Origin of the sequence: Alteromonas sp. AMM-1 (genome assembly GCF_047290655.1) — a bacterium.
Taxonomy (GTDB): Bacteria; Pseudomonadota; Gammaproteobacteria; order Enterobacterales; family Alteromonadaceae; genus Alteromonas; species Alteromonas mangrovi.
Map to the genome: position 1 here is coordinate 1 of NZ_JBLBUE010000056.1, position 19840 is coordinate 19840.

15 protein-coding genes and 1 pseudogene are annotated in these 19840 nt (G+C 46.0%); 9 read left to right on the plus strand and 7 right to left on the minus strand.

The features are described 5' to 3' along the window. From ACLR2L_RS10740 to ACLR2L_RS10765, 6 genes and pseudogenes are all read left to right on the plus strand, one after another. Positions 1-361, plus strand: a pseudogene (locus ACLR2L_RS10740) (hypothetical protein); the annotation flags it as partial. Next, positions 361-2271 (plus strand): DUF7017 domain-containing protein, encoded by a 1911-nt coding sequence (locus tag ACLR2L_RS10745; protein ID WP_413368120.1) that lies wholly within the window; start codon positions 361-363, stop codon positions 2269-2271. The pseudogene ACLR2L_RS10740 and the gene ACLR2L_RS10745, both read left to right, overlap by 1 nt. Then, positions 2268-5354: a type I restriction endonuclease subunit R gene (locus tag ACLR2L_RS10750; protein ID WP_413368122.1), complete on the plus strand. Its 3087-nt coding sequence runs from the start codon at positions 2268-2270 to the stop codon at positions 5352-5354. Before ACLR2L_RS10745 ends, ACLR2L_RS10750 begins: the two co-directional genes overlap by 4 nt. Further along, positions 5354-6079 carry a M48 family metallopeptidase gene (locus ACLR2L_RS10755; RefSeq protein WP_413368124.1) on the plus strand — a complete coding sequence of 242 codons (726 nt, stop codon included), beginning with the start codon at positions 5354-5356 and terminating at the stop codon, positions 6077-6079. The genes ACLR2L_RS10750 and ACLR2L_RS10755 overlap by 1 nt, the downstream gene beginning before the upstream one ends. A gap of 224 nt (positions 6080-6303) precedes the next feature. Next, positions 6304-6594, plus strand: a complete 291-nt coding sequence (locus tag ACLR2L_RS10760; RefSeq protein WP_413368126.1) for a helix-turn-helix transcriptional regulator — start codon at positions 6304-6306, stop codon at positions 6592-6594. Further along, positions 6584-7780, plus strand: coding sequence for a type II toxin-antitoxin system HipA family toxin (locus ACLR2L_RS10765; RefSeq protein ID WP_413368128.1), 1197 nt, complete (start codon positions 6584-6586; stop codon positions 7778-7780). Before ACLR2L_RS10760 ends, ACLR2L_RS10765 begins: the two co-directional genes overlap by 11 nt. Positions 7781-7798: 18 nt before the next feature. On the opposite strand, the gene ACLR2L_RS10770 is transcribed toward ACLR2L_RS10765, so the two are convergent. Then, entirely contained in the window at positions 7799-8542 is a 744-nt protein-coding gene (locus ACLR2L_RS10770; protein WP_413368130.1) for a TrmH family RNA methyltransferase, read from the minus strand. A 152-nt stretch (positions 8543-8694) separates the two neighbouring features. Between ACLR2L_RS10770 and rlmE the strand changes: the two genes are divergently transcribed. Beyond that, a complete protein-coding gene (gene rlmE, locus ACLR2L_RS10775) occupies positions 8695-9315 on the plus strand; it encodes a 23S rRNA (uridine(2552)-2'-O)-methyltransferase RlmE (RefSeq protein ID WP_140956616.1) in 621 nt (206 codons plus the stop codon). Between the two features lie 30 nt (positions 9316-9345). On the opposite strand, the gene fdxA is transcribed toward rlmE, so the two are convergent. Then, the gene (gene fdxA, locus ACLR2L_RS10780; protein WP_140956617.1) at positions 9346-9669 is read right to left on the minus strand and encodes a ferredoxin FdxA; all 324 of its coding nucleotides are present in this window, start codon (positions 9667-9669) and stop codon (positions 9346-9348) included. A 183-nt stretch (positions 9670-9852) separates the two neighbouring features. Here fdxA and ACLR2L_RS10785 point away from each other — a divergent pair, with 183 nt between their 5' ends. After that, positions 9853-11472: an NAD(P)/FAD-dependent oxidoreductase gene (locus ACLR2L_RS10785; protein ID WP_413368133.1), complete on the plus strand. Its 1620-nt coding sequence runs from the start codon at positions 9853-9855 to the stop codon at positions 11470-11472. 506 nt (positions 11473-11978) lie between these two features. On the opposite strand, the gene ylqF is transcribed toward ACLR2L_RS10785, so the two are convergent. The 5 genes from ylqF to bamE form a co-directional block, all read right to left on the minus strand. Continuing rightward, the gene (gene ylqF / locus ACLR2L_RS10790; protein WP_413368135.1) at positions 11979-12980 is read right to left on the minus strand and encodes a ribosome biogenesis GTPase YlqF; all 1002 of its coding nucleotides are present in this window, start codon (positions 12978-12980) and stop codon (positions 11979-11981) included. A 61-nt stretch (positions 12981-13041) separates the two neighbouring features. Next, a complete protein-coding gene (locus tag ACLR2L_RS10795) occupies positions 13042-13392 on the minus strand; it encodes a YacL family protein (protein ID WP_140956620.1) in 351 nt (116 codons plus the stop codon). A gap of 8 nt (positions 13393-13400) precedes the next feature. Continuing rightward, on the minus strand, positions 13401-13922 hold the full coding sequence (locus ACLR2L_RS10800) for a YgjP-like metallopeptidase domain-containing protein (protein ID WP_413368138.1): 522 nt from the start codon (positions 13920-13922) through the stop codon (positions 13401-13403). 61 nt (positions 13923-13983) lie between these two features. Further along, positions 13984-17121: a diguanylate cyclase gene (locus tag ACLR2L_RS10805; protein WP_413368140.1), complete on the minus strand. Its 3138-nt coding sequence runs from the start codon at positions 17119-17121 to the stop codon at positions 13984-13986. Positions 17122-17308: 187 nt separating this feature from the next. Next, positions 17309-17932 carry an outer membrane protein assembly factor BamE gene (bamE, locus tag ACLR2L_RS10810; protein ID WP_140956623.1) on the minus strand — a complete coding sequence of 208 codons (624 nt, stop codon included), beginning with the start codon at positions 17930-17932 and terminating at the stop codon, positions 17309-17311. A 319-nt stretch (positions 17933-18251) separates the two neighbouring features. On the opposite strand from bamE, the gene ACLR2L_RS10815 reads away from it, so the two are divergent. Continuing rightward, a partial coding sequence (locus tag ACLR2L_RS10815) for a YncE family protein (RefSeq protein ID WP_413368142.1) occupies positions 18252-19840 on the plus strand: 1589 nt, incomplete at its 3' end.

Here is a 19840-nt window from a genome sequence, read left to right on the forward strand (position 1 = left end):
AAGTGCTATTGATGTTAATCAGTTAGGGGCTGATGTGGTTCAAATACTAGGTGGATTAAAAACCGGCATTATTTCCACTGAAGCTGCCGCCACTCAAAGCGTGTTTGAAGAAGATTTTCTGAATCAGTTTCACGAAAGATTAACGGCATTGGCTGTGCAACAGGGGTTAGCAACCCCCTCCGTGCAGCAGTACAACTATTGTCAGAGATATATGTTTACTAGGGCGCACGAAGTCGCTGTGTTCAATATTTATTACAATGGTAAAAAGCAATTCACCCGATGTGAGCCAATGAATAGCCTTTCTACTCCGGGGCCGTTGATGAACGAAGTTGCAAGCCTGATTACTCAGGGGATGTCCTGATGGTAACTAGTAAGGATGTATTTGCCAAAAGAAAAGAAGGGCAACTGGACGAAGCTTATTCAATGGCCTTACAGCTAATGAATGCACCAAACCCTGATGACTGGGATATCAAAGCTTTTGGCTGGTGTTTAATTGACCTGATTAAACGAGAAGCTAACAGCGGTAATCCACAATATCTAAATCATTACAAACAGCAATTGGAATCAATAACTGGCCCCGCATTAGATGAGGTTCTTGCCAAAGGTAAAGAGTATGCTTTGTCGTTATGTAACCCCAATGCTGCAAAGATCAGAGAGGCGACTCAACTGAGTAAAAATGGACAGTACGAGCAGTCGATTGCTATCTATAAGCAATTAATCGATACTGGGGAGACAGACCAAAATGTAGCAACAAGTTTAGCATGGGATATTTACAAGCGGTCTAAAGAGTTATTAGCTCAATCCCCGGTAATATTCGGCAAAATAAAGCAATACCTTAAATGGTATCTGATGCTAAATGTTGAAAAACCATCGCTTTTACATTCCCTCATTTTGCAGATTGCTAACAAATGCGCTTCGGAAAATAACTTTGATATGCTGGCGTTTTCCAGATATTGGGGCCTCGAAAACCTCAGGGATGAAGACTTTGAGAGTTTTAAAACCGATGACGGTACAACAATACCCAGCTTAGCCGAAAGAGTATTTATACAGGCCGCTAAAGACGGTATTAGTAAAAATGATTCTACTGAACTTACTCAATTTCTTCCTTTATTGGAAACGGCAATTAAACGATTGCCTGAAAGTATTTGGCTAATTCAAAACAAAGTTAAAATCTTACTTTGTTTAAATCGAAGCGACGAAGCTCATAAATCTGCTATGGTCGTTGTAAAGGAAAAATCCAGAGATTATTGGGCTTGGGAACTAATAGGTGACATCTTTTTGCAAAGTGATCCCCAGACCGCGTTTGCCTGTTACTGTAAAGCGCTAACCTGCAATAACGATATAAACTTTACTTCAAAGGTGAGACTAAAACTGGTTGGCTTGTTAATTGAGAAGAAACAGTTTGCCGAAGCAAAACATGAAGTTAGCACCATAAAAGTGTTTCGAGAAAATGCTTCTCAAAAAGTGCCTGATGAAGTTTCTAAGTACGCTTCAAGTGAGTGGTTTTCAACAACTGAAGCCACTGAAACTAATCAAAAGCTATATAACCAATATGCAGGGCAAGCGGAAGAGCTGCTTTACAGTGATATATCTTGGACCAATGCAAATTTGGGTGAGCGTTTTCCGCTTAAGGATAAGCCCGGTAAATTCAAGCGAAAGCTTTATGTTAATACCGGTAATAAGTGCATTGAAACAAGTGTCCCCAACACCCGCTTTAGGTTTGATAATTTAGCTATTGGTTGTGGTCTGCAAGTAAAGGGCGAGTTTGACTCTGAAGGCCGTTTTCAGGTTTATGCGATAGCGCAGCGTGAGAGTGAAAGTGATTGGGACGCTATCCCAGAACAAATTGGTGTGGTTGACCATATCAATCGAAACAAAAGGCTATTCCACTTTATTGTTGATAAAACTTGCGATGGGGTTATTCGATTCGATGGAGACTCCGCCGGTTACAAAGAAGGTGATTCGATTGCGCTGAAACTCGCGGAATTCACAAATAAACGCGAAAAGCGCTATTCGGTACTCAGTCACAGTAAGACTGTTCAGCAGCCATCTAGCAACGTCATGCAACATTTTACAGAGGATGTAAGAGTGGATAATGGAATGGGCTTTACTACTAGCGGGATATTTATCCCGCCACCATTGATTAGCCAATATGGTATAAAAGACGATGATTTGGTTTCGGGGCTGGCGATCATTAATTTTAATGAAAAGCGTGGGGTTTGGGGCTGGAAAGCCTTTGATATTAAGTCGGTGGAGCAGGGAGATTTATGAGCTTAGTCGGTCAAAAAGAAAAAGAAACTCAAAAACGCGTTGTCGCTTTCTTCTCTGAGGAGCTTGAGTACGATTATTTAGGCGACTGGACAGATCGTGAAAATCGAAATATTGAGGCTTCACTTCTTGAGACATGGCTGAAAATGCGAAATATCGATGCCTCTTTAATAGGCCGGGCATTGCATGAATTAGGCAAAGCCGCAGCGCTTGGCGAAGGCAAAAGCCTGTATGAGGCTAATAAAGAAATCTACCGGTTGCTCCGCTACGGCGTGAAAGTTAAAGGTGGAGCTGGCGAGCAGTTTCAAACCGTGTGGCTGATAGATTGGAAGAATCCTCAGGCAAATGACTTTGCAATTGCTGAAGAAGTATCGGTAAAAGGCCCGAATACTAAACGTCCTGATATAGTGATTTACGTTAACGGGATCGCATTGGGAGTACTCGAGCTCAAACGTTCGTTTGTGGATGTGGGTGAAGGGATCCGCCAGAATCTGGATAATCAGAAAAAAAGCTTTATTCGTAATTTCTTTACCACCATGCAACTGGTGATGGCCGGGAATGACACACAAGGCTTGCGATACGGCACAATCGAAACACCCGAAAAATATTATCTTGAGTGGAAAGAACAAGATGTGGAATCTCATCCGCATAAACTCGACAGTGATCTTTCCCGGTTGTGTAGCAAAGCGCGTTTCTTACAGATTATTCACGACTTCATCGTGTTTGATAAGGGTGTAAAGAAAACCTGTAGGCATAATCAGTTCTTCGGGATACAGGCGGCTAAACAACATATCGAAACCCGACAAGGTGGAATCATCTGGCACACTCAAGGTTCAGGTAAAAGCCTTACGATGGTGTGGTTGGCCAAGTGGATCAGAGAGAATGTTTCTAACGCTCGTGTGCTTATCATAACGGACAGAACGGAGCTCGATGAGCAAATTGAAGGCGTATTTTATGGCGTAGATGAAGACATCTATCGCACCAAAAGTGGCGCTGATCTGGTATCGACGATTAATCAAACCAACCCTTGGCTATTATGCTCATTAGTTCATAAATTTGGTCGTCAGAATGAGAACGAAGACGAAAGTACACAGGACTTCATTGCTTCTTTGCGTTCTGCTTTACCAGACAATTTTGCACCCAAAGGTAATTTGTTTGTTTTTGTGGATGAATGCCACCGTACGCAATCAGGCAAACTCCACCAAGCCATGAAATCGATTCTACCGGATGCCATGTTCATTGGTTTTACCGGCACACCGCTAATGAAGAAAGACAAGGCGCGTTCGGTGGAAATTTTCGGCCCGTACATTCATACCTACAAATTTGATGAGGCGGTTGCTGATGGCGTGGTATTGGACCTACGCTACGAGGCGAGAGATATCGATCAGGAGATATCCTCAAACAAAAAAGTCGACCAGTGGTTTGACGCAAAAACCAGTGGTATGTCGAACATTGCCAAAACCCAGCTAAAACAGAAGTGGGGGTCGATGCAGAAGCTGCTGTCCTCACGTTCCCGACTAGAACAGATAGTAAGCGATATCTTGTTGGATATGGATACCAAACCTCGCCTTAAAGAAGGACGGGGCAATGCGATGCTTGTGTGTGCAAGCGTACATCAGGCCTGTGCTGTATATGACATGTTTGCCAAGACTGAATTAGCTGGTAAATGCGCCATTGTAACGAGCTATCAACCAACCAGTGCCAGTATCAAAGGTGAGACCACCGGTGAAGGTGTGACTGAAAAGCTATTCAAGTACGATGTTTACCGGAAGATGCTCGCAGAATATTTTGAGAAGTCTGAAGACGAAGCGGCAAAGTTAGTTGAAGAGTTCGAAAAACAAGTGAAGCAAAAATTTATCAAAGAGCCCGGCCAAATGCGGCTTTTGATAGTGGTGGATAAATTGCTTACGGGCTTTGATGCACCCTCGGCAACGTATTTGTATATCGATAAGCAGATGGCTGATCACAACTTGTTTCAAGCAATCTGCCGCGTAAACCGACTCGATACTGAAGATAAAGACGTTGGTTATATTGTTGACTACAAAGATCTGTTCAAGAGCCTAGATAAAGCGATCAGTGATTATACTGGCGAAGCTTTTGATAGTTTCGACAAGGAAGACGTAGAAGGTTTATTGAAAAATAGACTCGATGAAGCTAGAGCTGAGTTAGAAACTGCATTAGAAATGGTGAGGGGGCTTTGTGAGCCGGTTAAAGCACCTAAGGAAACGCAGGATTATTTGATTTATTTTTGCGGATCATCCGGTGATAACTCCGACGAACTTTTCGATAAGGAAAACCTGAGACTCACGTTTTACAAAGCGGTTGCCAAGCTGATCCGTAATTTTGGTAATCTCGCTAATGAGATGAGCCAAGCCGGTTATACATCACAACAAACCGAGAAGATTCGGCAAGAGGTTCTGCATTTTGAAAATGTTCGAAATGAAGTAAAAGTGCGAAGTGGTGATAACGTAGATATGAAGCGCTTTGAACCTGCAATGCGCTTTTTACTGGACACTTATGTGAAAGCCAGTCCTAGTGAACAACTCGTCGAAATTGAGGATTTGGGATTAGTTGACCTTATCGTTAAAAAAGGAGCAGAAGCGCTGGATGACTTGCCTGAAGGGATTAAAACGAGTCAGGAAAGTATGGCTGAAACCATCGAGAACAACGTTCGTCGTACCATTGTCGATGAGAATCCGGTAAACCCGAAATACTATGAGCGCATGTCTACGCTACTGGCAGAACTTATCAACCTCCGTAAACAAAAGGCCATTGAGTATCAAGACTACTTAGAGAAAATCATCGCGTTAGCTAAAAAGGTCAAAGTACCTTCTGATGCTGATGACAAGTATCCTTCAAGTATGGACACACAGGCAAAGCGGGCTTTATACGACAACTTCGGCAAAAACGAATCACTGGTAACCATGCTTGATAAAACGATCAGGGAAACCAAAAAAGCGGATTGGGTAGGGGATCGATTTAAAGAACGCGAGATAGCGAGGGCGGTTGCTGATACTACTGCTGGCTATGATATTAGTATTCCCGATGTGATTGAGCTTGCCAAAAAGCAAAAGGAATATCAGTAATGCCAGAGGTTGCTGAGATGCAGATCGGTGAGTTAAGTTTTGCCCTGCATAGAAAACCAATTAAAAACCTTCATATCAATGTATTACCGCCCGATGGCAGGGTTAGAGTTTCAGTTCCCACGGCCATGACAGACACAGCAATCCGGACGGCGGTTATATCAAAACTTGCTTGGATTAAGAAACAACAGAAAGACTTTGCTGATCAGCCTCGTCAGTCACCTCGTGAGTTTATCGACGGAGAAGCCCATTTTCTTTGGGGGCAAAAATATCGCTTGCGCATAATCATTGCTAGCAAAAAAGCGGAAGTGCAGGGGGTAAAAAATCGACGTTTGCAAGCTGCTGTTACTGAAGGTATGTCTATTGAAAACAAACAAGCTTTGTTTGATGCGTTTTATAAAACAGAAACGCTGAAAGCGTTGGAGTCGCTAAATGAATTTTGGTCTCAAAAGGTGGAGCGCAGTCCGTCATCAGTAACAGTGCGGAGAATGAAAACCAAGTGGGGAAGCTGCAACACAGATTCAAAGCGCATCATCATCAACTCCGAACTAGCCAAAAAGCCTTTCGAATGCCTTGAGTACATAGTGGCTCATGAATTTGTCCATTTGCTAGAACGGCATCACAACGAACGCTTTGTCTCTCTGATGGATAAGTTTATGCCCAACTGGCGTGAACGCCGCGATTTGCTTAATAGTTTGCCTCTTGCCCATGAGGATTGGGAGTATTAAGCGAATTTAGATAAAACAGTGAGACTGTATAGTTTACAAACGCTCTTTATCGCTCTCATGTAGAGAAAAGCATCAATTTTATCCTTCAAATTCTGTACTTTTCCTGGTGATTCACATGTTTATTATTTATAACGTTAGAGTTTAATGTTTGAAATAATAAACGTTGAAGCTGGTTTTATTTTGCACTATATTTTAAGCATAAGGTTGTTAATGTTTGGTATATCATGCAAAAGACACAGCGTATGCTTATGTCACTCGGAAAATTAGTTTCATCTATTCGCTCAAGAAGCATGGGCCAGTCCGAGCTGGCACTACGCACTGGAGTAGGTCGCAACACCATTTCTTCAATAGAAAATGGCCGACCCGTTAATGCTGAAACATTGTTCAAAGTGCTTGAGCAGCTAGACTTGATTGATGACTTGCAGCAGTTAGTTGATCAGATGGTACAAGAACAAGGTAGTGCACTGTCCAGGAAATCCAGAAAGGTTGTTCAGGAGTTGGATAATGACTTCTAAAGCCTTTGTGTTTATTGATGGGCTAGAGGACACCCCAATTATTTGTGGTGTCACTGAAGTCGATGAAACAAATCGATACGGTCGTTTTCGATATGGGAAAAGTTATTTGGCCAGGCCTGACGCATTTCCTCTTGATCCAGTTCACCTCCCATTAAGTGAAAAGCAATTTGAAACTCATTTTAACAAAGGTTTGTTTGGCGCTCTTTCTGATGCTGGCGCTGATTCATGGGGCGAAAAAGTCATTCTTTCATTGCATAAAACCAAGCCAGCAAATCGGTTAGAGTTTTTACTGGCGGGGTCTGGAATGGGGGTCGGGTGTTTGGTATTTAGTTTGTCCAGTTCATCCTCCAAACGGAAATACAATAAAAATACCCTAGGAGACTTACCTCTGCTTCTTAAGGCAAAAGATGCCATTCTGGCAGACAAGGAAATCCCCGATGAAGCAAAAAAAGCGTTTGAATTTGGTGCTTCTATGGGGGGCGCAAGACCAAAAACGATCATTCAGGATAGTGCGACTTCGTATCTTGCTAAATTTAATCGCCCGGATGATTTGTTTAATGTTGTAAAAGTTGAGCATGCAGCAATGCGAATGTTGGCTGAATTGCCATGTAGGGTAGCAAGTACATCTGTCGTGAATTCTCCATCCGGTGATGTTTTATTGGTAGAGCGATTTGACCTTAAAGATGGCAAGCCTGTGTGCCACTTTTTAAGCGCGAACTCAATTTTTAGTGCACAACGAGTAAACGATGTCAGCATGAGTGCTGAATACAGCTACGGCCACCTGGCAGAATTTATTATGTCGAAAGGTGCCGATCCTACAGATGCGCACGACCTATATTGCCGAATGATATATAACGTGTTGTTAGGCAATACAGACGATCATTCAAGAAACCACGCAATCATTTATGACTTCGCGCAAAAACATTGGCGATTAAGCCCGGCCTTTGATGTCTTACCGATTAATTCTTCAAAGCAACATGGTATCGGTATTGGAGATAAAGGAAGACAAGGCTCAGTGGACAACTTATTAAGTCAGTCTAAACGTTTTGGCCTAAAGGCATTCAAAGCCAAAAAGATGGTAGACGATGTTATGCAACTCATTGCTGAGTGGCCTGTTTATTTCGGCAGGCTTGGTGTTGGAGCTGGAGACATTGAGCGATTAAAATTAATCTTGCCTGAATTTTGATATTTGAATGTCATTGCTCTAACCCAACGCCAACTGATAAACACTGATCCCCACGGCAGACGCCAAATTCAATGAATCAATTTTGCCACTTCCAGCAATGGTAAACGGCACAGCATTAAAAGTTTGTAGCGCTTCGGTTGGTACGCCGCGAGCTTCGTTGCCAAACAAATAGCACTCGAAGTTGCCAAAGTTCGGCGAGTTAATGGCGTCGCCTTTTAAGTCTAAGTACGCGAACTGTTTAAATCGTTCCGAAAGTGACTCCAGGGTTATATCCAGTTCTACAGGCGTGTGAAATATAGCGCCCATGCTTGCGCGCACCACTTTGGAGTTGAACGGGTCTACACTGTTTGGGCTAAGCAGTAATCGAAAGTTACCGAACCAGGCCAGTGTGCGCAGTATGGTGCCCAAATTGCCGGGGTCTTGCACCTCGTGCAGGTAAATACAACGCTCACCGGTAGCAAGCGGTTTAATGGTATGTTTGGAAGGGAGAGGCACGCAGGCAATCAGCCCTTGCGGGGTTTTGGTATCGCTAAGCTGGCTCATTTGTTTTTGCGTGACTACCGAGATGGTAAATGCGCTGGCCAGCTTGTGTGCCCACTGCTCAAATTGCTCGGTTACGTAGAGTGTTATTGCCTGCTGTTCTACTGCACTTGAATGAGCTTTTAACAACTCCAGAATTAAATGTTCGCCTTCAACCAAATAATAACCAAATTGCGTGCGGTATTTTTTTTGATGCAGTTTTTTAACATCGTCGAGTTTCATGGGCGAATTCTGAACAGTTGTAAGTAACAAAGCGCGAATTGTACCGGTTTGGTGGCGCAATTGGTATCTTGCCAGGCGGTTGAGGTTTTGCAAATCGGCTGTAAGCCATTACAATAGCGCCCTCATCGGAATTCTCAACGCAGCGCATCAGAATGGCAAAATCGAAAACCAGTAAAAAATGGATGGACGAACACGTTAACGATATCTACGTGAAAAAAGCACAGATAGACGGATATCGTTCACGGGCCAGTTATAAGCTGATTGAAATCAACGAGAAAGACAATCTGTTTCGCACTGGTAGTGTGGTAATGGATTTAGGCTCCGCACCGGGTGGCTGGTCGCAAATTGTCGCGCCAATTGTAGGCGACAGTGGCCGGGTAATTGCCTCGGACATTCTGCCAATGGCAGGTATAGTGGGCGTGGATTTTATACAGGGTGATTTTACCGATGAAGCCGTGTACGACCAGATCCTGCAAACCCTGGGTGACGAGAGGGTAGATACTGTGGTGTCTGATATGGCGCCTAATATGAGCGGGGTAAACACCGTCGATCAGTATGCCTCAATGTATTTGGTGGAACTGGCCCTTGATATGGCGCGCAATGTATTAAAGCCAGGCGGTAGCTTTTGCGCCAAGGTGTTTCAGGGCGTAGGTTACGATGAATACGTTAAAGACGTGCGCAGTTCGTTTGATAAGGTCATGGTACGCAAGCCCGCAGCCTCGCGTCCGCGCTCACGTGAAGTGTATTTGGTTGCCAAAGGTTTTAAAGGTTAACTGTACGCTTTGCCGTTCTCAGTCGAAACGTTACTTTTCTAATAACGGCAGCTTATCGGGCACGCCGTTCCATTCATCAGCGTCGGCTGGTGCCGGCTTTAACTGATTGATGTTAGGCCATTGCTGCGACAATTCCGCGTTTATCTCAAGATACACTTCCTGTCCGGGCGGCAAAGCGGTGTCCTGAAAAATGGCTTCGGCCGGGCACTCGGGTACACACAATGCGCAATCAATACAAATAGCAGGGTCGATAGCCAGAAAATTTGGCCCTTCAAAAAAGGCATCTACGGGGCATACCGCAACACAATCCGTGTATTTACATTTTATGCAGTTGTCGGTTACTACGAAGGTCATTGGCGTATTATGCGTTATCCGGGTTAAACAGGCGCTAAGTGTAAATTAGCAAGCTTAAAAGACAAGTGTAAATGCACCAAATGCCGCTAATTTGCGCCGCTAACTACCTATCTTATTGGATCTGTTTTAAAATGCGTTGCCCTGACGGAGAGGCCGTCCGGCAAGAACCAGAGTACCTGCCCCATGTTGCGATTAACGGACATCAAATTACCCCTGAACCACGAAGAACAAGCCATTGAAGCGGCTGTGTTAGCTACCCTTGGTATTAATGCTGACCAGCTGAACGCCATAAACATATTTAAACGTGGTTACGATGCGCGTAATAACAAAGATATTCAGTTAATTTACACACTCGATGTAGACGTGAGTAACGAAAAAGCCCTGCTTGAAAAGTTTAAAAAGCAAACCCATGTTCGCCCCACGCCGGATATGCAATACAAGTTTGTAGCCACCGCGCCTGACAACTTAACCGAACGCCCGGTAGTCGTCGGGCTTGGGCCGTGTGGTTTATTCGCTGCGTTAATACTGGCGCAAATGGGGTTTAAACCGATTGTGCTTGAGCGTGGCAAAGCAGTAAGAGAACGCACTAAAGACACCTTTGGTTTCTGGCGGAAGCAACCGCTAAACCCTGAGTCAAACGTACAGTTTGGTGAAGGCGGCGCAGGCACATTTTCTGATGGCAAATTGTATAGCCAGGTAAAAGATCGCAAACACTACGGCCGTAAGGTATTGCATGAGTTTGTGGCAGCGGGTGCGCCTGCTGAAATTGAGTATGTAAGCAAACCTCATATCGGTACCTTTAAGCTTGTGAATATGGTGGAGAAAATGCGTGCTCAAATTATTGAGCTTGGCGGTGAAATTCGCTTCAGCACCAAAGTTGAAAAGCTGGATCTGGAAGTAACAGACAACGGCAATCAAATTAAAGGTCTGCATCTTTCTAACGGTGAATATCTGGCTAGCCGGTTTGTCGTGCTGGCTATAGGACACAGTGCCCGGGATACCTTTACGGCATTGCACGAGCAGGGTGTGTACATTGAACCCAAGCCGTTTTCGATTGGATTTCGGATTGAGCATGAACAGAGCATGATTGATGCGTGTCGCTTTGGGGACAATGCAGGTAATCCTATACTGGGCGCGGCTGATTACAAGCTGGTGCATCATTGCAAAAACGGCCGCTCGGTGTACAGCTTCTGTATGTGTCCGGGGGGCACTGTGGTTGCGGCCGCTTCTGAGCCTGGCCGCGTAGTGACCAATGGTATGAGTCAGTACTCCCGTCACGAACGCAATGCTAACAGTGCAATTGTGGTAGGCATTACGCCAGAGGTAGATTACCCAGGACACCCGCTAGCCGGTATTGAGTTGCAGCGACGGTTAGAAGAAGCGGCCTATCGCGCCGGTGGCGAAAACTACAATGCGCCAGCGCAGTTAATTGGTGATTTCCTAGCCGGTAAACCCAGCAAAGAATTGGGCGATGTAACACCGTCGTATACGCCGGGTATCACGCTTACTGATTTAAGCAAAGTAGTACCCGAATTTGTAACCGAAGCCATTCGCGAAGCGATCCCGGCGTTCGACCGCCAAATCAAAGGGTTTGCCAAAGCCGACGGCATGTTAACGGGTGTGGAAACACGCACTTCGTCACCAATTTGTATTAAGCGTACCAGTGATTACGAAAGTGTAAACGTGTCGGGCTTGTATCCGGCTGGTGAAGGCGCGGGTTACGCGGGAGGCATTCTGTCTGCCGGTATCGACGGCATTCGTGTAGCAGAGGCCGTTGCACTGGCAATGGTAGCGGCTAAGTAAGCTATTCGCTAGCTCAGTCATCTTAGGTGTTCGCTAACCTTAATATCCTTAAGGTGCGTCACCTAGTCTTCCTCAGGGTGCGCTAACTCGTATTGCCCAATTTTGTAGTACTCCCGTCATCCCCGAATTTGCGTAGCAAATGTCGGGGATCTCAGTGTTAAAACCGCATCGTTGTTTATGAAGTGTTTGGTGCGCAGGCGAGGTCCCTGACAACGCTTCGCGTTTCAGGGATGACGGGAATATAAGGAGATTTCAGGGAAGAAGGAAATGTAAGGGGGGCAGGGAAGACGGTTGTTGTGTCATTCTCAAATTTGCACCACTCCGTCATCCCCGAATTTGCGTAGCAAATGTCGGGGATCTCAGTGTTAAAACTGCGTCATTGTTTATGCAGTGTTAGGTGCGCGGGCGAGGTCCCTGACAACGCTTCGCGTTTCAGGGAAGACGGGAATATAAGGAGATTTCAGGGATGACGGGAGTATAGGGGGTACGGGGATCTCAGCTAACAGCTACCGGCGCTTTTTCATCCGCTGGCTTTGTTCCTGGCGTTTTTGTTCACGCTGTTCTTTGCGGTCTTGTTTGTCTGGTGTGGCAGAGCCTTGTTTGAAGCGCTCCTTGCGCTTGGCTTTGTCGGCGGCTTTTTTGGCTGCCACTTTTTCCATTTCTATTTTTTCTGCCGCAATCATTTCCGGGGTTTCAAGGGTGATTCGTCCCAGTATACCCGCTTGCAATTCCGTGAGCAGGATTTCGCAAATTTTATGCAGGTTTACTTTGCCGCCACTCATAATAGCACCGCGCTTTTTGGCAGCAGCTTCCAGGAATTCCAGTTCTGTTGGTGGGATCTCGTCCAGCTTGAAGCGTTCCTGCATTAACCCGGGATAGGCTTTAATTAAGTAATCCGCAGCGTAAAACCCTACATCATCAAACTCCATGGCGGTGTTTTTTACCGCGCCCGATGCAGCCAGGCGGTATATGGAATTGGGGTTTTCCAGTTTGGGCCACAGTACCCCAGGGGTGTCGAACAAGACAATGCCACTGCCTAGGTTAATGCGCTGCTGGCTTTTGGTTACTGCCGGCTCGTTGCCGGTTTTTGCAATAACCCGTTCGGCAAGAATGTTAATCAGGGTGGATTTCCCTACGTTGGGAATACCCGTGATCATGGCATTAATTGACTTGGCCGACGCCTCTTTACTGGCGCAAATCTCGCGCACCATCGACATGATCTGGCGGCTGGCTGCCGGGTTATCGCTGGTGGTGGTGATGGTGGTTACGCCACGTTCACTCTCCAAATAGGCCTGCCACTGTGCAGTTAAATCTGGATCAGCCAGGTCAAATTTATTGAGTATTTTAAGGCACGGTGTCTCGCCCCTGATTTTTGCAATTTCCGGATTTTCACTGGAGTAGGGAATGCGTGCATCGAGTACTTCAATCAGTATATCTACGTTACTGACAGACTCTTTTATTTCTTTCAGGGCTTTGTGCATGTGCCCAGGAAACCATTGTAATGCCACGTTTGCTGTCCTTTGACGCTAATTTGCCGCTAGTTTACTTTATTTGAGACGATAATGCCGGTTAACCGATAAAGGTCAGCCAGCTTTCGAGTAAATGTTTAAATTCTACCAGGCCACAGCCGGCAACCGGGCCGTCGATTGCGTCGTCTTCAAACTCGCTATGCGCCAATTCGCTGTTATTCAAAAATACATCCACTTCGTCATCTTCAATGACTAAGTGGTAGATTTTACCGGTATATTCGTAATGGCTTAATGTTCTGTTGAGTACTTGTTCCAGTTTAGCAATCAGTGCCGAAATAGCCGGTTTACTGGTGCCAATATCGTGGCTGAGCCAATCGCCGAAGGCTTCGGTTTCAATATCGCATTTGGCCAGTGGCTGGCCGGTTACGTCGGTAACAAAGTCAAAGTCCATAGCAAATCCTATGCAGAAGGTGGCGTGAACACAAAACCACTGTTGTCCAGCTCGGTCAGGTAAACGCGTACATCGAATTCAATTTGGTGATAGTCGGGCAGCATGTGCCTGCACAACTGATAAAACGCTTTGTTGTGGTCTTTTTCTTTTAAATGCGCCAGTTCGTGTACCACAATCATGTTTAAAAACGGCTCTGGCGTGTTTTTGAATAAATCGCTTACGCGCAGTTCATTCTTGCTTTTAAGCTTACCGCCTTGCACTCGGGATACATACGAATGTAAACCCAACGCGTGATTGACAATGTGGATTTTATTATCGTAAACCACTTTGCTCAACGGCTGGGTTTTCTTCATGTACTGATTTTTAATGTCCAGCGCGTAGTCACGCAATTCTTTATCGTTATTAATATTGTGCACGCCCTTATAGCGTGAGCGAAGCCAGTCACCCAATTGCTGAGCCTCAAGCATTTGCTGAATTTGATCCTGCAGGTGCTGAGGATAATGTTGTAAATAGGTAAGTGAGTTTGACATGATGCTTTAACTAACGGATTATGGGTTTGCATTATACACGCGAATCGGTGGTACCGAACGCTTAAGGCCGTATAATGGTTTCTGCGTGATCAAACACTCTGGCGGGCTGCTGTTGAATAAGCGTAAGCGTTTCTTCCGAAGCATGTTCTTTAATGGCAGTTACCCCTGTCCAGGTATCCCGGCTACGACTCTTTGATACATACAGGGCCGCATCAGCTATGGCTACAGTGGTGTGCCAGTCGAAGAAATTATAGTGTTGCTGTTGAAGTGGGTAGGGCGCAAATCCTACCGAACAGCTCACACTGAGTTTGACATGATCGTTTACTTTAAATTCGGTACCGTTAATTTCGGAGACTACGCGCTCTGCCAGCAGGTGAGCTTCGGTACGTGAGGAATTATGAACTACGGCTAAAAATTCTTCACCACCCCAGCGAACAAGGTAATCGGTATCCCGAAAAATCCGGCTCAATCGGTATCGTGTTTCTACCAATACCGCGTCGCCCGCTTGATGACCATGGGTGTCATTGATGCGTTTAAAGTGGTCCAGGTCGATCACTAAAAATAGCAGGTCTGATTCGAAAGTAGGGCGAATGTGGTTGTTTTCGCAATCGGTGTAATAACGCTGCACACGGCGTAAATCACGCTTGATATTCTGGGTGAGAAAGCGCCGGTTATTCAGGCCGGTAAGCGCATCGGTTAAGCTGGCTTTTTCCAGTGCGGCTGCCTGTTCACTTAGTTTTTGGTTGGCGGCTACCAGTTCCGTAGTGCGATCCATTACGCGTTGTTCAAGTACCCGCTGGCGATAGCGGTAATGCCTTAAACCCAACTGGTGAAGCACATAAATTGCCCCGAGCAATAACAATATACTGGCAGTGCGCGCGGCGGGCGTTTGATACCAGGCGGGTAACACTGTAAACCGCTGACTCAAGGAGTTACTTTGCCAGTGTTTACCATCATAGGTATATTCAATATTGAGTTCATAATCGCCTGGTTCCGGACTGGTAAGGGTAACGCTACGGTGATCGGCGTCCAGCTGCGTCCAGCGGTCATCTTGTCCGGCTAGCTGATAACGATACTGAATAAGCTCAGGCGAAAGGTAATCCAAAGCCACAAATTCAAATGACACACGTTTGGGAAGGGCTTCAAACTGAATGGAATCGTTGGTTAGCGGCAGGCTTTTTAGTTCGTCATGCTGTGTACGCACACTTACATGGGTAAACACTAACGAGATTTCTTCCTGAACAACAGAGCGCTCTGTTGGCGTTACCACAGTTAAACCATTTTTACCGCCAAACACAGCTTCACCTTGCGCTGTCATGGCGGCTGCACCGCGGGAGTAAGGCGTATTAATGGCCTGATTACCTGTGATAACTTTTTCTGCTTGTTTATCCTGCATGGAAATCGCCGCGATCCCACGGGATGTGCCTACCCATATTTTACCCTGACTCTCGCCGGCAATCGCAGCAACGGCGTTACCCGGCAAGTTTTGCTCATCGGTAATTTGTTGCCAGTCTGCTTTATCTTTACTGCCAACAAACATCCCGCCATTACTGGTAGCAACCCAAATTTGCCCTAAGCTGTCTGCGTAAATGTCTGAAACAAACTGCTGTTGCAATGCGGCGTGCGCCACAGTTTGAATGCTGCCAGACTGCACGCCCCCAGGTGATAATGGCATGTGATAAAAGCCTTGCCAGGTGCCAATCCACAAACTGTCGGGAGTAGCCAGTAAAGCTGAAACGCGTCGGTCGGGAATGGTTTCACCGAGTATTTGTTTGGCGTCCTGAGGGCGTGAATCAGGGTACATCCACAAGCCATCGGTACCGCCAAGCCACAATGTCGTTTGGGTATTTGCAAATGCGCCGGTGAAGGTTGTGGCGGGTCTGTCTGGCAGGGCAATAGGGGTTATTACACGCTCAGGTGAAGTAAGGCTGACGGTGGCAAAATTAGCCGACGCATACAGTGTTTCCGACGTATCGGCGAAAAGTGTTTCAACCGGATCGCCAATAGACTGCCACCATGTTTGTGTTACGCCTTTTTTGGGGTGCAGGTTTATCAGGCCGTGCTCGCCATTGGCAACCACCAGTGAATCCTGTAGTGCAACCACGGCGTGCACTTTAGAATCGGGCAGGCCAGTCTCCATCCCAAGTCCTCCCAGGATGTAATTTACGGCGGTGTTTCTGGCATCGTAAATATTCAGCGTGTCGCCAGCACCAATCCATACCAGTCCTCTTGAATCCCGGTACAAACACCAAATGTTGCTGTCGCTCAAACCGGCTGGCTGTAGGCGGTTGTACTGAAAATGACGTTGGGTTTGTGCTGCTATGTCAATTTCTACCAACCCATGTCCAAACGTGCCCAGTAACAACACGTTATCGCGTTCTTCCACCATGTTGTATATCCAGGCGGCCTGTGCTTGTCCTTGCAATGCAATAGGGGTGAATGGCCCACTTGCTTGTTGCACGAATAAGCCGTTTTGCGCCGTTCCGATCACCAGACTACCCGCACTTACACTGGTAATTGCACTAATGCGAACATGCGAAGGAAATGCCTCTGAGCGTTGAAGAGTGGTGAATGTGTTTTGCTCATTTCGGGCGAAATAAAGCCCTTTATCGGTGCCCACCCAAAGCGTGTTGGATGAATCCAGGTGAATCGCATAAATCCGCATGGATTCGGGTAGCGCAATGGGAGTGAGAATGGCGGAGGTGGTGTTAAACCGAAATAACGAGCGATCACCAGCAACAATCAGCACATCCTGAGCCGCATTGGCGTTGGCATTACTATTGGATGAAGAGGTTATCGTTTGAACTGATACATCTTTAAACTGTTCGGTTGCCACTGCAAGCAGTGTGTTGCGAGATGAGTCGAGTTGATATAGGCCCTGATTTGTTCCGATCCAAATTCGCTGACGGTTATCTTTATGCGTAGCCTGGATTTGCGGCGTTAAGGCGGTTTGAGTCAGGGTATCGAAACGGGCTTTTACTAAAAAATGCGAGTCCCAACGCCATAATCCATTTGCAGCAGAGAGCCACATTAATCCTTGCTGGTCTTCAACGATGGAATCGAGCGGTCCTTCAATGCCCGAAGTTGCGCTAAGTGGGGCCTGAAAAATGGGTTGCGACAAACTTTGCCAACGGGTTTCCCGGGCATGCGAAGACACACTGCAAAGTAATAGCAATGCTATCGAAATCAATCGCGGCAAGGAATGGCTACTCGTAAACAAACTATTGCACCCAACATACTACAAAGGCGGCGTTAGCTGGCTCGATTGGCACAGACAACAAGAGTGGGCAAGTATACGCCTTTCGTATAAGTTGTGCCAATCGCAAATAAGAAAAGTTATTGTTTAGGTTTGTGAGTTTTCAGGCAAGTTAAACAGCCGGAGAGCTTCAATAGTCTCCTGGCTCTATTACTTCAACCTTTGCTACGCGACTATGTTTGTCGAAGGCAACAAACACGTTGTAAGTGACATTGGGATAGGTCATGTCAACATAACGTGTAACCGGATACCGATAGGCCATGACGTAGCTATAGCCACTCTGTGGTGCAGGGGAGGGATGTTCACCAGACGGTTGTCCCATTATTTCGATGACACGGGATTGGGTATCTCCCAGCTTAATTTTCTGTGCATCCCCGACAATAAAATAGGTACTGTCGTTGGGAAATGAACTTAAATATTCCATGCCGGTGAGCTTACCATTTTCATCAAAATAGAAGCTTTGCAGTCGACTGGCCACGTGATCCGGCGATAGGGCTTTGGCTTTCCGATCGTAAAACATATAAGTAATACTGGGTCGGCTTGTAGATTCACCTGTTGTTATATTGGGCTTGCCCATTAGCTCGAGTATCTCCTGTTTGGTCGTGACACCATACTGCACCTGAGGTTCGGTGAGTCTGTTGAAGTCTCTGCCATGAGATAGTGTGGGTACAGGAAACGAAACCGCGCAACTAACCAATGCAATGGCTGCAATCAATAGTAGGGTTAACTGACAAACACGCTTTTTAATAAACACTGCTTTAACCTCGCTTCCAAATCACCAGTTATTACTAACTGTTTAGCTATTTTATTACCTAGCCTATCACGACATTAGTCTTTTGTTGTCACTTCAACATACTTCTTCTGTTTGCTTTATGTAAATTCAAAATAATTTAATTTTTATTTATATAAAATTCATGGTGTTGTTTTTTATTTCAATATATTACCGATAAATTTGACGATTTCCTGCATCCACCTGAGCTCCCTCGATCGTTATTCCCAGTGATAGCTGATTTATGTCGTTTTATATCTTGGCGTCGACTATTGCTAATTGTGATTGACGGAGAATAACTCTAATGACTCATTCAAAAAAAGTTTCTATGTTTGGAAAAACGGTTTTAGCGGCCTCACTTGCCTTTGCGTTAGCCGGCTGTGTTGATGATGGCGATACAGGTCCTCAGGGTCCGGCTGGTATGGATGGTGCCGACGGCACTAACGGTACTAACGGCACTGATGGCGTAAATGGCGCGCCATCTTTTCCACAAGGCTTGTTCTTGGTGGCTAACAATGGCGCTGACAATGCAGGAACCGTGGATACGGTAGATCAAAGCCGAGCTTACCTAAGCACATTTACCACGGGTAACAACGAAGGGATCGCATTAGATGGCTTAGGCAACTTGTATCAGGCTGGTGATGCGACCAACGGCAGTTTACGCGCAGTGTGCCGAGCAACATCGCGCAGTGGCGGTATGTTCATGGCATCGAAGGACAGAGAAATTACCGGTGAATCAACCGGATTGGTCAACCCGAAAGGAATACACTTTGACCAAAGCAGTGGTTTGGTATTCGTTGCCGATTTTAATGGTCAGCAAATCAGCGTATTTGGTTCCAATGCCGCGGGTAATGCCATGCCTGTTGCAGAGATTATGATGTCTGCCAAACCCTGGGATGTCACTTATGATGCGGTAAATGATCGCATGTACGCTGCACTCACCGACGGCACCGTTGCCGTTTATGACCAGGTGATGGCGATGGACTTTGCACCAACGGTAATGCGCTCAATCGTGCCCTCTGACGCCGATGGTAATCAGATATCAGTGAATCTGCATGGCATTGTATTTGATGCTAAACACGACCGCTTGATTGTGTCAGATGTGGGGGACGCCAGTGTTGCGGATGACGGCCAGATTTTCGTCTTGTCGGGTGCCAGTATGGCCAATGGTATGGTTGAGCCAATGCGACAGATTGGTGGGCCCATGTCAATGCTGGGCAATCCGGTAGACATTATTTTAACAGGCACAACGTTGCGCGTTGCAGAGAAGTCAAACAATGCGGTACTGGTGTTTAGTAATATCTATTCGGGAATGAGTGGTGACATGGCACCGGATTTGGCGTCTGCTTCAGTAAAGCCAGAGTCGTTGGCAGAAGTTACGGCTATGCCAACGATGTACGATATTTCAGATAACGCACTAAATACCGCGTCTCTGCTTGGTGTAGCGGTTTCGTCTAATCCGGCATCAGGGGCGACCACCGGAGAAGTGGCTCAGTTTAGTGCAGTGCTTAACGCCCAAACCAAAGCGTTTAATTTTGGTATGAGCATAGAAAGCGTAACTTATGATCTGCAAGGCGATGCTTATGCCACATTTGACGATCCGGTCACATCGATGGGTGGGGTATTAATTGGAAGTCGTATAGCCAGACATCGCGATGGTGAAATGTACTCTGCAATGCAAGATCGTATGATCATGGGGGCAAATACTGGCCTGGTAACGCCCAAAGGACTGGATGTAAATTCTGAGCACGGGTTAATTTTTGTGGCTGAACTGGATGCAACGGCACCAGGTATATTTATATTTTCCGGCTGTGCAGAAGGTGATGTTATGCCTTTACTTAAACTTATTCCTGCCAATGGCGCACGTCCATGGGATGTGGACTATGACGCTGC